Here is a 14422-nt window from a genome sequence, read left to right as displayed (position 1 = left end):
AAAATAGCGCTAAAAATTATGTATACTTTTGTATATAAAAACAATTCTATGAATTTTCTGAAAAAGTCATCCCCTTTTTATTATTTATTACTCTTTTACATTGCCGTAAGCTTTGTTTTAAGGGTTATACTATTTTTTCATCCCATAACGCAAACATCATTTACTTGGACTGATACGCTGTCTTTATTTGTTTTTGGGTTTGTATCTGACTTTTTTATTTTTGTTTTACTTAGTGGCTTTTTATGGCTCTATCTTATTTTTATATCCAATTCTAAATATTTAAAACCGTACGGTTATATTATTTTTGTATTGCTATTAACGCTATTACTTTATGTTTCATCAGGCAAAACTATACTCAATGAATATGGCAGCGCTTTGCCCGCTATTGCAATTGGTTTTGTGGCAATAAAAACACTTTTGTTTGGATTATTACTGTTTCTTCCAAAATACCGAAGTCAAATCAGGTTTTGGTTGTTCTCCTTTGTGATTTTTCTTTATGTAGTTTTAATTTTGCAAAATGGAATCAGTGAATACTTTTTCTGGAATGAATTTGGCGTGAAATACAATTTTATTGCAGTAAATTATTTGGTTTACACCAATGAAGTTATTGGGAATATTATGGAGTCTTATCCTGTGATTCCTTTGTTTTCAGTACTCTTTATAATTGCTGGATTTGTAACATATCTGATTGTAAAAAAATCCAAAAACTATATTGAAAGTATTCCTGCCTTTGTGGAAAAAATAAAATTATCGGGGATTTATTTAGCTTTATTCGCCCTTTCTTTATTTGCAATCCCATTTTTTTCCACTAAAGAAAGCTCTCATAATGTTTTTGCGAATGAACTTCAAGCAAATGGTATTTACAAATTCTACCTGGCATTTATGCACAGTGAATTAGATTATTTTAAGTTTTACAAAACACTTCCCAGTAGCGAAGCATTTGCTCAATTAAAACAACAAATTCCGTCCATTTCGGGAGAAACAACTTGGAGACAAATAGAAAACGAAGCTGCCGAGAATCATAAAAATGTAGTGCTGATAACTATCGAAAGTTACAGCGCCGAATTTATGAAAATGTATGGTGACGAAAAGAATATTACTCCATTTCTTGATAGTTTAGCAACCAAAAGCTTAGTTTTCACAAACCTTTATGCCGCAGGAAACAGAACGGTTCGCGGTCTTGAGGCCGTTACTTTATGTTTTCCGCCTACCGCTGGCGAAAGTGTTGTAAAACGTGAAGACAATAAAAATAAATTTTCGACAGGAAACATCTTTAAACAGAAAGGGTATACTGTAAAATTCATGTACGGTGGTGATTCATTTTTTGATAATATGAAAGACTTTTTCACCGGAAACGGATATGAAATTGTGGACAAAACAGCATTTAAACCAAATGAAATAACTTTTGCTAATATTTGGGGTGTCTGTGATGAAGATATGTACAACAAAGCAATCAAGATAATGAATAAGGAAAGTGTTGCAAATAAGCCGTTCTTTAATCACATCATGACCGTAAGCAATCACAGACCTTTTACTTATCCAAATGGGAAAATTGATATTCCGGGAGATGTAAAATCTCGTGACGGTGGTGTAAAGTACACGGATTATGCGATGAAAAAATTCTTTGAAATGGCCAAAAAGCAGCCTTGGTTTGCCAATACCGTTTTTGTTATTCTTGCGGATCATTGCGCTTCCAGTGCAGGAAAAACAGAACTTCCAGTGGAAAAATATAGAATTCCAGCAATGATTTATAGTCCAGGTTCAAAACCCCAAAAATATACAAACCTGATGTCGCAAATAGACATTATGCCTACTTTATTCGGGTTATTAAATTTTGATTACCAAAGTAAATTTTATGGTCAGGATGTTTTAAAACCAGATTACAAACCTCGCGCTTTGATTGCAACCTATCAGGATTTAGGATTAATAAAAGATAATGTTTTAACGGTTATTTCTCCCAAACAAAAAGTAAAGCAGTTTCAATTGACTTTGAAACCCAACCAAAAAGTAGCTCGTGATTTCCAAATTCATTACGATCAAATAGTGTTGAAAAAAGAAAGGCCAGATTTAATAAACGAAACGATTTCATACTATCAAACAGCCTCGGATCTGTTGAAGAAAAAGAAATATCAAAAGATTAATTGACATAAAAAAAACGGGTGAAATTAAAATCTCACCCGTTTTTTAATTGGAAATATAGGATTACTCTCTTTCGCTTGTCAAACCAAAAAGATTCCCTTTTTCAAAAGTTTTTAAATCCTTTTTTAACGTTTTGCTGTTGCGTTTTGTAAGTTCGGCAGCATCAAGATTACTTAAATCCGGTTTTCCTGCATTTACCCAAGCCGTGTACCAAAAACTTGCTGTTGCAGTAATGGCTTTTTTCATTTGCTTTTCAACCATTCCATTCAAATCCGTGTGTAATTTAGCCGCATATTCATCAGAATATAACATTCCACCGTATTTATTTTTGACCACATTTCCAGTAGCATCAGTTACATACATCTTGTTTTCTGCAGTTGCAATTCTTAGTTTTTTATCAGTAGCCAACAAAGGTTCCACTAAACTATGAGTGTCAAAAATGATATCCCAAGTTGCTTTATCTACATCCTCTAAATATTTTCCTTGTACAACATTCAATTTATAATCTTTAGCAAACAATTCCGGCAAACGACTTTCCCACAACGAATGAATTCCTTTTTGGTTGGTATTTTGTCCATCGTGATTGTCAGAAGTATGCAATGGCATGTGTGCATCTGCAATATAATGTCCTAAATCGCCTGCAATGAATAATATTTCGTTTTTTCTTTTGTCCTTAAAAGCCTTGGTCAATTTGACCATCATATCTTGGATGTACCAAGGTAATATTCCGTTTTTAGTCAAAAACTTCTCATCGTATTTTAGCTTTGCTTCTTCCATTGTTTTAGGAAAAGTTTCTACAGCACCAAAATTCTCCATGTCAAAATAATGGCGAGGTGGCTCTCCTTTGTCATTCAAAACATTTCGTCTTAAATCCGGAACAGTAGATTCTTGTGTAATGAAATCAATATGATTGTAAAAAAAAGTCTGCAATGGTTTTGGAAGTGCCATTACCGCTGCTCTATTGATTCGTTCATGTCCAATAACTCCCCATGACAAGAGAAAAAAAGCAACTCCAAGAGTAGATAACGCAATAAGTGTAGGTCTGATTTTAAAATTTTTCATTAAATTTATTTTTTTGAAATGCAAATGTATTTCTTTAAATCGTTATTAGAAAAAATTGGCTTTAAGATTCTGTTAATTAAAAAAGAAAACTTACAAATATGTTTCGATAGTAAGGAAAAAGAGCCGTTTTCATGATTTACGTTTATCTACGCCATAGTTTTGTTACAGCAATTTTTAATGATACTTTCCGATTTGAATTTCATGTTATCAAACGAAAAACCTTTCATCATAAAACTATTTTAAATAAATAATCGAAATCAAAGTAGCGGTTGCAATGAAGCCCCAAAGTAAAATTCCTTGAGCCAGCGGTTTTAATCCCACTGATTTCAGAACAGTTCTATTCAATCCGGCTCCAATTAAAAACAAAGTTACCGTCAGACCTATTTTGGCAACTGAAACAAAATGCGGTCCTATGCTCTTCATTTGAGGCAGATACGTATTGGCAATCATGGCCAAAATAAACAGTCCAATAAAATATGGGATTTTTATTTTCCCCGATTTATTTTTGAAAATAAATGCTGTAATCAATGCTACAGGAATAATCCACAAAGCTCGGGCTAATTTTACTGTTGTGGCAATTTGTAATGCTTCGGGACCATATTTACTGGCTGCTCCCACCACAGAACTGGTATCATGAATGGCAATGGCGCACCATAATCCAAATTCTTTTTGTGATAAATCCAACCAATCACCCACCGCTGGAAATAAAAACAGCGCCACCGAATTCAGAATGAATATCACTCCCAAAGCAACAGAGGTTTGTTTTTCATTGGATTTGATTACTGGGGCAATCGCGGCTATGGCGCTTCCTCCGCAAATTGCAGTTCCGCATGAAATTAAATGAGAGGTTTTCTTCTCCGTTTTCAACCATTTCCCTAAAAAAGTTCCTAAAACTAAAGTGCTCACGATAGAAATAATGGTAAACAAAAAGCCTTCTTTGCCAGCAGAAACAGCACTGTGGACATTCATTCCAAATCCTAAACCAACTACCGAAAACTGCAACAGATAATTAGTGGCTTTATGATTCAATTCTAAAAAAGGATGTCCAAAAAGGTTCGCTACAATTAATCCTAAGACTAAAGCAATTGGCGGAGAAACAAAAATGGTAGTGCAAAACAATAGCAATGCAACGAAAATTAGTTGCTGCAATGTGGCATTTACTTTAAAAAAAATAAAAGATTCTTTTTGAATTGTTTTTTGATGCGTTTCCAATGTAAAGTTGTTGAATTATTACTGTACAAAGATGGAACGATAAATCTATTTATACCAATCGCAAATTATAATCTCCTATAACTTTAAATTATAATGATTCGAAATGTTCTGGATAAACAAATCGGATAAAGAATCCGTTTTTCCTTGTAACGTAATAACGTAAAAGAAACGTTCTATAATAAGATCTTTAATATCTAAGATAGCCAATTCATTGTTTTGAAGTTCTTTTTTTATAGCATGAATCGATATAAAAGCCACACAATCAGAGTTCATCAAATAAGATTTTATGCTTTCGGTACTTCCTAATTGCATTTCAATTTTTAATTCTGATAATTTAATTTCAAATGGTTTTAGCGCATGTTCAATAACTTCAAGTGTTCCTGAACCTTGTTCCCGCATCAAAAAATACATTTTTTTAAGATCTTCCTGGGTCACTTCATCACGACTTACTAACGGATTGGAACTCTTACAGACTAAAACCAATTCGTCTTTTAAAAACTCCGTATATTTAATAGACTTATTTTTTGATTGTCCTTCAACAATTCCTATTTCGATTTCCTGTTTTAATAAAGCATTTTCTATTTGTTCCGTATTTCCATTTAGTAAACTCACTTTTACATCTTGTAATTTTTGATGAAAACGAGCTAAAAGTGGCGGAATTATATACTGAGAAATTGTCGTACTGGCTCCTAATCGCAACAATCCGGATCGTTGATTTATCAGCGTACTCATATCAAAATCTATCTCACGGTATATTTCAAAAATACTTTTGGTATGCTTCAGTAAGACTTCACCTGCAGCTGTCAGTGAAATTTTAGAACCGTTTCTGTCAAACAATTTGATTTTATATTGTTCTTCTAATTCTTGAATATGTTTTGAAATCGCAGGTTGCGTAATAAACAATTCAGTTGCAGCTTTTGTGAAACTCAACCGATTAGCAACGGTATAGAATACTTTTAGTCTAAAATCCATGATGTTTAATTGTATTACAGTAATCCGTTGTATTTACGAACAAACCATTCGGTAGCCAACAAAATTGAAATTAAAACCAGTAACCAAATCCAATCAATCAAAGGTGTTTTGGTAACAATATTCTTTTGTATCGCCTTATATTCCTCATTTTCCAAAAGCGTTTTAATCAACACATCTACTTGATCTGAAAAATACGCTTTCCCTTGTGTTTGCGTAGCTAATTGTGTCAATTTCTCCACATCTGGATTGACAAATTGCTTTTCGATATCAAAATCAAGAATTTCAAAACTACTGGAATACGTCGTTTTAGAATTCAATTCTTTTACCGTAAACGCATAAGGTCCCGCTTTAAGCCCGTCAAGATTGACTTTATAGGAATTATTTCCTTTTAATAAATCGTAATTTTTTGTTTGTTTCGTTTTGGTATTCGTTACCGCAATAGTCAAACGTGCTTTTTCATCAAACTCATAATTCTTATTGAAATATTGCGCGGTTATTTCAATGGCTTCGCCGGAATTATAGAAACTTTCATGTTCTACCACTAATGATTTTTTAGAATTATTAGAAGCCAAAAATTGAATAATCTTATCCATGAAAACATCATATTTTTCAAATGATTGATTGTTTACATGTGTTTGCAAACGCCATTTCCAGCTGTTTTCTCCCAAAAGATAAGCTGCTCGCCTGCCTTGATTTTCTGTAAAAGCCAGTAAAGGTGAATTAGTCTCTATTACTCTAATTTTTGATGAAAGCAAAACTGACACCGCTCCTTTTGTGGTTACGGTTCCAAAAGCATTTTGCAAAGGCGGTAAATTTTCAAACCCAATATTATCAACCGCAAACAAATTAAACTGCGCATTAAAAACCGACAAATAATCTTCTTTTTGTCCGCTCATTTTAAAGTTCAAATTATCCTGTTGCTGATTCAGAAAATTAAAATCGGTGTTGTTACCAGTAATAATAAATGTATTGATTCCAGCACCTTTATTACTCTCAAAAATGTTTTTAAATTCGGCTGTTGGCTGGTATAAAATCAAAACATTAAAATCTTGTAACGTATTAATATCATTAGGTTTAACGATAGTTACTTTACGTTGTACATTTGATTCAATAGCTCTTTTTAGTGCGCCTAAATCAGGATGAGTTATAGCTGATACTATAGCAATATTTGTTTTTTGGTCTATAACTTCAACTGCAAAATTCTTGGTGTTATTATACGTGTTTTTTTCTTTTTCTTTAGATGAAATAGTAGCTTTAAAAATCTGTAATCCAATTTTATCAGCTGGTAAAAGTATGCTTACAGTTGCCGTTTTTTTGGAAGGAGAAAAGGAAATCGATTGTTTGCTGAATACCGAATTTCCTTGTGAAATAATAAAATCGGCCGTTATGCTTTTAGTTCCTGAATACTGTAAAAAAGCTTCTACAGGAAATTTATTCTTATGAAAAGCATATTTATTAACATTCAGTTGATTGATTTTAAAATCTAAGAAAGTTGTTGTATCGCCTACAATTACAGGATATACTTTATTCGCAGTATCAAAACTAAAGACATAATCATTTCCCGAAGTTTGGTTTCCATCCGTAATTAAAACTGTTGGATAGATTGCATTTTTATAAATGCTTTTTAGATTTTTGGCAACAACATCAATATTAGTTTGAGTTCCTTTAAAATCAAATGTTTCAGTCGGTTCAAAATCATCTGAAAACTGATACGATTGCACATCGAATTTCTCTTGTAGATCTGAGTTTGATTGTATTTTTTTATATAATTCCAATGCTTTTTCATTGGCATTCAAAAAAGAAATAGAACTCGAATTATCAAAAACAATCGGCAAAGGAGTTTTAACCGTTTCCAGCGTATTTTTAGTTAGTATTGGATTAATCAACAATAATAAAATTCCAAAAATGGATGAAAAACGCAAAAAAGCCAAAAACCAACCGACTTTCGATTTGTTTTTGGCTTTGTAGATATATTGAAAAAATGACAAACCGCCAGCTATTAATAAAGAAAGTAGTAGTAATAGAACGGTTGTTGTTGTCATTCTTTTTTTATTTTAAATGATGAATTTTAAACTTTAAATTTTCACATCATTTAAAATTCATCATTTATAATTTATAATTATTTTAGGTAAGCATTCCTCCACAAACATTCATAACCTGTCCAGTTACATACGCACTCATATCAGACGCGAAGAAAAGACACGCATTAGCAACGTCCTCAGTCGTTCCGCCACGTTTCAAAGGGATTCCGTCTCTCCATCCTTTTACCACATCTTCGTTTAATTTTGCCGTCATTTCTGTTTCGATGAATCCAGGAGCAATTACATTACAACGAATATTACGTGATCCTAATTCCAACGCCACTGATTTAGAAAAACCAATAACTCCCGCTTTAGAAGCTGCATAATTAGTTTGCCCTGCATTTCCTTTCACTCCTACAACTGAACTCATATTGATTATAGAACCAGAACGTTGTTTCAAGAAAGTACGTTGAATGGCTTTGGTCATATTAAAAACCGATTTCAAATTGACATCCATCACTTTGTCAAAATCTTCTTCGGACATACGCATCAAAAGGTTGTCTTTGGTAATCCCAGCGTTATTAATTAAAATATCAACCGTTCCAAATTCAGCCAAAACTGCATCTACAAAAGTTTGCGCTTCATTAAAATCGGCTGCGTTAGATTGATATCCTTTGGCTTTAATTCCAAGAGCGTTCAATTCATTTTCAAGAGCCAAAGCTGATTCCACTGACGAACTGTATGTAAATGCAACATTTGCACCATGTTTTGCAAAAACTTCTGCAATTCCTTTTCCAATTCCGCGGCTTGCACCTGTAATTATGGCAACTTTTCCTTCTAGTAATTTCATATTCAAAAATTAGTTTAAATTTTATTTGAAGCTAATCCTGCTATCCGCTTCAATCTTTTATGAACACTAACGTTCACATAAAAGGATTTTCACTACTATCAGGGCTATCTTACACCCGTCAAATATATAATAATTCCCTTTTTAAAAAAAATTCAAAAGCAATTACAATCAAAAATTCAATTCTTAAATTTTAAAGAATCGCTTTGTCCATTTGTCCCAAAACGAAATATAAATAGCCACCAATGTGAAAATTAGTAAAAATAAATGGTACCAAGCATTACTAATTAAGTCAAAGAAATCTAATTTTCCATTAGCGTAGCTCAATATAAGCAATACTTGAGCGCCATACGGTAAAACTCCTTGAATTATACACGAAAAAATATCCAGAATTGCAGCCGTTTTTCTAGGATTCAATCCATATTCATCATTAATTTCTTTGGCAATAGGTCCTGTAATTACAATAGAAACCGTGTTGTTCGCTATTGCTAAATTAGCAAAACCCACTAAAGCACCAATTCCCGCTTGAGCTGATTTTTTACTTTTAATTCTTTTTTTAATTTGAACTAATAAATACGTTATTCCACCCGCTTTATCTACCATAGCTGCTAAACCTCCAGTAAGCATTGATAATAAGAAAATATCAGTCATACTGATAAAGCCTTCATATATCTTTTGAGTGAACTCCATTAACGTAAACGAACCACTAAAATAACCTATGATTCCTGCCAATAAAGTTCCAATAAGCAATGTTGAAAATACATTAACACCTACTACCGCCAATACTATTACTAATATATAAGGTACAATTGCAATCCAGGAAAAATCATTTTTTGCAATGGCAACAGTCACAATATCCGAGTTTAAACCAAGATAAAAGAAAACCATAATAGTCAAAATTGCAGCAGGAAAGGCAATAAATAAGTTAATCTTGAACTTGTCCTTTAGATCACATCCCAATGACTGCGTTGCTGCGATGGTAGTATCAGAAATCATCGAAAGATTATCACCTAACATAGAGCCACCTAATAAAGCGCCTGAAATTAAAGGTAATGAAGCACCGCTTTTATCAGCTAAAGCGACAGCTATCGGGCCAATAGCTACAATTGCACCCACTGATGTTCCTGTAGCAGTTGATAAAAAAGAAGCAATCAAGAAAATTCCTAAAGGAAAATAAGCAACATCAATAGTATTTATTCCAAGATTCACGACAGCATCAACTCCACCCATCGCTTTACTTACTACTGCGAAGGCTCCTGCTAGCAAATAAATTAAACACATGGTCATGATTTTACTTTCACCACATCCTGCAATCAATGTAGCAACTTTTTCATCAGTAGTGGATTTGAAAAGTAAAAAGGCTGCTATGATACCAACTACAACTGCCACTGGCGATGGAAAAGCATAAAAATCATTCAGAACAATTCCTGCTCCTAAAAAAGTAAAAATAAAAACCAATAAAGGAATCAAGGCAAAGGCATTTCCTTTTTCTTTTGAAAATAAAGTCATAAAAATAATTTAAAATTAAAAATTATGACGAAAAACAAAGCTAAATATGGGAATGTCAACAACATTTTTTCCAAAGGATTTGGCTTATCGTTTTAGCACCTTGCTTGTTGTTGCAGGTTGCTATCCTATTGAAGGATTCGTGATAACGGGTGCAAAAGTAATTAATTATTTATGAAATTAGCCTAATTTTATTCCAAAAAAAGATAATTCAAAAAAAAGCGCCACATGAAAATGTAGCGCGATTATAATTAAGATATTAAAGGCAGACTTTAAATAATTAAAAAGCTACATTCCATCTTGGCAGTCTTCCATTTTCGTCAAGGAAGTTTTGTAAAACTTGTCCTTCTACAAATGTTGGAATCACTTTTGTCTTATCGTTGAATGTCTCATACCAAACCACTTCTAGTGTACTGATGTCTTCGATTTTCATTTGTGCAGGCCAAGAATATTTTCTTCCAGTTTTAGCAAATTGGTGTCCTTCAACAATTTTGTCTTTTAAACCACCATTTTTAATTTTCAAAGTTCCGTTATTTTGAACAGTTCCAGTAGAACCAACCATAATTAACTCTTTTTCATCTCCTACTGAATACACTAAAAATACTCCAGATCCTTCTGATGCATTGCAAACTTCTGCTAAACTATCTTCTGTAGTAAATGAAAACTGATTGCTAACTTTGAATTTTTTTAACTCTTTGTACATATTATTTTATTTTTATTTGAACTGGCTTCGACAAAAAAATACCCCACAAAATCGTGAGGTCCATTAGAAACCATTCGTTTATGTTTGTTTTTATTAGGATTACATCTTAAAAACAGATGCATTTAATAAAGTGCAAAGATATTTCTTTAATTCAATTTATAATAAAAAAGCCCCACAAATTGTGAGGCTTTTAAAATATTTAATTAGAGTTTAGATTAACCTAAAACTTCTTTTACTTTTTTACCAATTTCAGCTGGAGAATCTACCACGTGAATTCCACATTCTCTCATGATTTGTTTTTTAGCTTCAGCAGTATCGTCAGATCCACCAACGATAGCACCTGCATGTCCCATTGTACGTCCTGGAGGAGCAGTAACTCCTGCAATGAAACCAACTACTGGCTTACGGTTACCATCCGCTTTGATCCAATGAGCAGCATCAGCTTCTAATTGTCCACCGATTTCACCTATCATTACGATACATTCTGTTTCTGGGTCATTCATCAATAATTCAACAGCTTCTTTTGTAGTTGTTCCAATGATTGGGTCTCCACCAATACCAATTGCAGTAGTGATTCCTAATCCTTGTTTTACTACTTGGTCAGCTGCTTCGTAGGTTAATGTTCCAGATTTAGAAACAATACCAACAGTTCCTTTTTTGAAAACAAAACCTGGCATAATACCAACTTTAGCTTCACCCGGAGTAATAATTCCAGGGCAGTTTGGACCGATTAATCTTGCGTTTCTTTCTTTAACATAACTATTTGCTTTTATCATGTCAGCAACAGGAATTCCTTCAGTAATTGCAATAATTACTTTAATTCCAGCATCTGCAGCTTCCATAATTGCATCAGCAGCAAAAGCCGGCGGAACAAAAATGATAGTTGTATCAGCTCCTGCTTGTTCTACAGCATCTTTTACAGTATTGAAAACTGGTCTGTCTAAGTGAGTAGTTCCCCCTTTTCCTGGAGTTACACCACCAACAACGTTAGTACCGTACTCAATCATTTGAGAAGCATGGAAAGTTCCTTCGCTTCCTGTAAAACCTTGAACAATTATTTTGGAATCTTTATTAACTAAAACACTCATGATATATTTTTTATGTAGTTTTTAAAATTGTTATGCAAAAGTATAAAATAGTAATCAGTAATCAGTATTCAGTATTCAGTTTTTTGACACTAAATTATGATAATTGACTCATTTGATACCCTCGAAATAGTTTATTGTCTTTTATTTGCCAAATAACCATAAAATGCGCCAATAACATTTCTTCTCTAGGATTCTCAATCGTTTTCACAAAATGAGAATAACGCACCGAAATGGTATCATTTTCACTTACAATATGGCTAATTCTAACCTTTGAACGAACGTAGGCTTTACTCAAATCATTAGACAGACTCAATAAAGAATTATAATCCAATTGAACCAATCCCTTACTGCTGTTCCATTCAACAATAACTTCAGGATGCAAAAAATCTTTTATGACTTCGCTGTCAATAAGAGCATCTGATTTGTAAAATTTCTGAACGATTTCTTTAGCAGACATATTACTTTAGTTTATTAAGAATTTCTGGTATCTTCTTGATATTAGCCAGTTGTTTCAATTTTTCTCTTGATTCTTCTATTGGTGTACCAAAATAAGACTTTCCTCCTTCAACTGATTTTGTAACTCCGGTTTGACCAAGAATAACTGCCTTCGCTCCTATTGTGATTCCGCTTGTGGTTCCTACTTGTCCCCAAATAGTAACTTCGTCTTCAATAATGACACAACCCGCAATTCCGGTTTGTGAAGCAATTAAACATTTTTTGCCAATAACGGTATCATGGCCAACATGTACTTGATTGTCAATTTTTGTGCCTTCGCCAATAGTTGTATCGCCAGTCACACCTTTGTCAATTGTACAAAGCGCTCCTATTCCCACATTATCTTTGATGACTACTCTTCCACCGGAAAGTAATTGATCATATCCTTCAGGACGTTTTTTATAATAAAACGCATCAGCACCAAGAACAGTTCCTGCATGAATCATTACATTATCGCCTATTACGGTATAATCATAAATGGAAACATTAGAATGAATCAAACAATTCTTTCCAATAACAACATGATTTCCAACAAACGTATTAGGCTGTATTACAGTTCCTTCTCCTATTGAAGCTGAAGCAGCTATAGAAACATTCGAAAACTGAAATGGCTTGAAATAGTTTGTTAATTTATTAAAATCCCTAAAAGGATCTTCAGAAATCAACAATGCTTTTCCATCTGGACAAGCTACATTTTTATTGATTAAAACAACAGTCGCTGCAGAGTTTAATGCCTTGTCATAATACTTAGGATGATCCACAAAAACAATATCTCCAGATTCAACAACATGTATTTCATTCATTCCAGTCACTGGAAAATCTTTATCACCAACATATTCACAGCCGATGATATTTGCAATTGCTTCTAAAGAGTAAACTTTTTGGAATTTCATTTATTTAGTATTCAGTGTTCAGCAATCAGTGTCCAGTATATCTGATTACTGAACACTGATTACTGTAAACTATTCTTTAACTCGTTCCATGTAAGAACCTGATGCAGTATCAATTTTAATTTTATCTCCTTCATTAATAAACAAAGGGACATTTACAGATGCACCCGTTTCAACAGTTGCTGATTTTGTTGCATTTGTAGCAGTATTTCCTTTAATTCCTGGCTCAGCGTATGTCACTTCAAGAATAACTGAAGCTGGCATATCTACTGAAAGCGGTAAATCAGTCTCAGTATTGATGCTTACCATTACATTTTCTCCTTCTTTCAATAAATCTGGTGAGTCTAAAATGTTTTTGTTTAAAGTAATTTGTTCGAAAGTCTCTGTATTCATAAAATGAAATTGATCACCTTCTGGGTACAAAAACTGGAATTTATGGTTTTCTACTCTAACTTCTTCAATTTTATGACCCGCAGAAAAAGTGTTATCCAAAACTTTCCCGTTAGTTAAACTTCTAAGTTTAGTTCTAACAAAAGCAGGACCTTTTCCTGGTTTTACATGAAGAAATTCAATGATTTTGTAAATATCGTTGTTGTATTTAATACACAATCCGTTTTTAATATCTGATGTAGATGCCATTATTTTTTTATTTTTATTACTATTTTTATTTTTTGGTAACTAAAAACTACTTTTTTTAGTAGTTTCCAGAATATCCTTTCATTACTCCTCTTGATGAATTTCGAATAAAATCAATGATTTCATCTCTTTCCGGTGTCGCTTCCATCTCTGCTTCAATAATACCCAAAGCTTGAGTTGTATTGTAATTTTTTTGGTATAGAATTCTATAAATATCTTGAATTTCTCTGATTTTTTCAGTTGTAAAACCGCGTCTTCTCAATCCAACAGAGTTAATTCCAACATACGACAACGGTTCTTTTGCTGCTTTTGTATAAGGAGGAACATCTTTTCTTACCAAAGATCCACCTGATATCATGGCATGATCACCAATTTGAATAAATTGATGTATTGCTGCCAATCCACCGATAACCGCAAATTTACCTACAGTAACGTGACCTGCCAAAGCTACTCCATTTACAATAATTGCATTATCGCCAATATGACAATCATGAGCAATGTGTGCAGTTGCCATTACCAAACAATTATTCCCTAAAGTAGTTTGTCCGGATGCAATTGTTCCTCTATTGATAGTTACACATTCTCTGATGGTACAATTGTCTCCAATTATTGCTAAAGAATCTTCTCCACCAAATTTTAAATCCTGTGGAACTGCCGAAATAACTGCACCAGGGAATATATTACAATTTTTTCCAATTCTTGCGCCTTCCATTATGGTAACATTCGAACCAATCCAAGTTCCGTCCCCAATAACTACATTATTGTGAATGGTTGTAAATGGTTCAATGACAACATTTTTGGCGATTTTGGCGCCTGGATGAACATAGGCTAGTGGTTGATTCATATTCTTT

At 33.2% G+C, this 14422-nt stretch carries 13 protein-coding genes and 1 riboswitch; of the genes, 1 reads left to right on the top strand and 12 read right to left on the bottom strand.

Features of this window, described 5'->3' with window-relative positions; translation table 11 throughout:
* Positions 1-48 precede the first annotated feature (48 nt).
* Entirely contained in the window at positions 49-2145 is a 2097-nt protein-coding gene (locus tag CLV00_RS12485) for an LTA synthase family protein (RefSeq protein WP_099715494.1), read from the top strand.
* A gap of 57 nt (positions 2146-2202) precedes the next feature.
* Here the strand turns inward: CLV00_RS12485 and CLV00_RS12480 are convergent, their stop codons facing one another.
* The 12 genes from CLV00_RS12480 to lpxA form a co-directional block, all read right to left on the bottom strand.
* Positions 2203-3201: a zinc dependent phospholipase C family protein gene (locus CLV00_RS12480; RefSeq protein WP_099715493.1), complete on the bottom strand. Its 999-nt coding sequence runs from the start codon at positions 3199-3201 to the stop codon at positions 2203-2205.
* A 234-nt stretch (positions 3202-3435) separates the two neighbouring features.
* Positions 3436-4413 (bottom strand): YeiH family protein, encoded by a 978-nt coding sequence (locus CLV00_RS12475; protein WP_099715492.1) that lies wholly within the window; start codon positions 4411-4413, stop codon positions 3436-3438.
* Positions 4414-4488: 75 nt separating this feature from the next.
* Positions 4489-5385: a LysR family transcriptional regulator gene (locus CLV00_RS12470; RefSeq protein ID WP_099715491.1), complete on the bottom strand. Its 897-nt coding sequence runs from the start codon at positions 5383-5385 to the stop codon at positions 4489-4491.
* Between the two features lie 14 nt (positions 5386-5399).
* Complete coding sequence (locus CLV00_RS12465; protein ID WP_099715490.1) at positions 5400-7427, bottom strand: hypothetical protein; 2028 nt, start codon at positions 7425-7427, stop codon at positions 5400-5402.
* 82 nt (positions 7428-7509) lie between these two features.
* Complete coding sequence (fabG, locus tag CLV00_RS12460; protein ID WP_099715489.1) at positions 7510-8256, bottom strand: 3-oxoacyl-[acyl-carrier-protein] reductase; 747 nt, start codon at positions 8254-8256, stop codon at positions 7510-7512.
* A gap of 183 nt (positions 8257-8439) precedes the next feature.
* Positions 8440-9762, bottom strand: coding sequence for a Na+/H+ antiporter NhaC family protein (locus CLV00_RS12455; protein ID WP_099715488.1), 1323 nt, complete (start codon positions 9760-9762; stop codon positions 8440-8442).
* Positions 9763-9816: 54 nt separating this feature from the next.
* Positions 9817-9913, bottom strand: a riboswitch (SAM-I-IV-variant riboswitch).
* Positions 9914-10039: 126 nt separating this feature from the next.
* A complete protein-coding gene (locus CLV00_RS12450) occupies positions 10040-10462 on the bottom strand; it encodes a hypothetical protein (RefSeq protein ID WP_099715487.1) in 423 nt (140 codons plus the stop codon).
* 215 nt (positions 10463-10677) lie between these two features.
* Entirely contained in the window at positions 10678-11550 is an 873-nt protein-coding gene (sucD, locus tag CLV00_RS12445; protein WP_035672307.1) for a succinate--CoA ligase subunit alpha, read from the bottom strand.
* 94 nt (positions 11551-11644) lie between these two features.
* Positions 11645-12007, bottom strand: coding sequence for a hypothetical protein (locus CLV00_RS12440; RefSeq protein WP_099715486.1), 363 nt, complete (start codon positions 12005-12007; stop codon positions 11645-11647).
* 1 nt (position 12008) lies between these two features.
* Entirely contained in the window at positions 12009-12938 is a 930-nt protein-coding gene (locus tag CLV00_RS12435) for a UDP-3-O-(3-hydroxymyristoyl)glucosamine N-acyltransferase (protein ID WP_099715485.1), read from the bottom strand.
* A gap of 69 nt (positions 12939-13007) precedes the next feature.
* On the bottom strand, positions 13008-13574 hold the full coding sequence (efp, locus tag CLV00_RS12430) for an elongation factor P (RefSeq protein WP_099715484.1): 567 nt from the start codon (positions 13572-13574) through the stop codon (positions 13008-13010).
* Positions 13575-13629: 55 nt separating this feature from the next.
* A complete protein-coding gene (gene lpxA, locus CLV00_RS12425) occupies positions 13630-14415 on the bottom strand; it encodes an acyl-ACP--UDP-N-acetylglucosamine O-acyltransferase (protein ID WP_099715483.1) in 786 nt (261 codons plus the stop codon).
* Between the last annotated feature and the right edge of the window lie 7 nt (positions 14416-14422).

The sequence above is a fragment of the Flavobacterium sp. 11 genome (assembly GCF_002754315.1).
GTDB classification, from domain to species: domain Bacteria; phylum Bacteroidota; class Bacteroidia; order Flavobacteriales; family Flavobacteriaceae; genus Flavobacterium; species Flavobacterium algoritolerans.
Note: the sequence above shows the minus strand (reverse complement) of the source record. Positions and strands in the feature narration are given on the sequence as shown.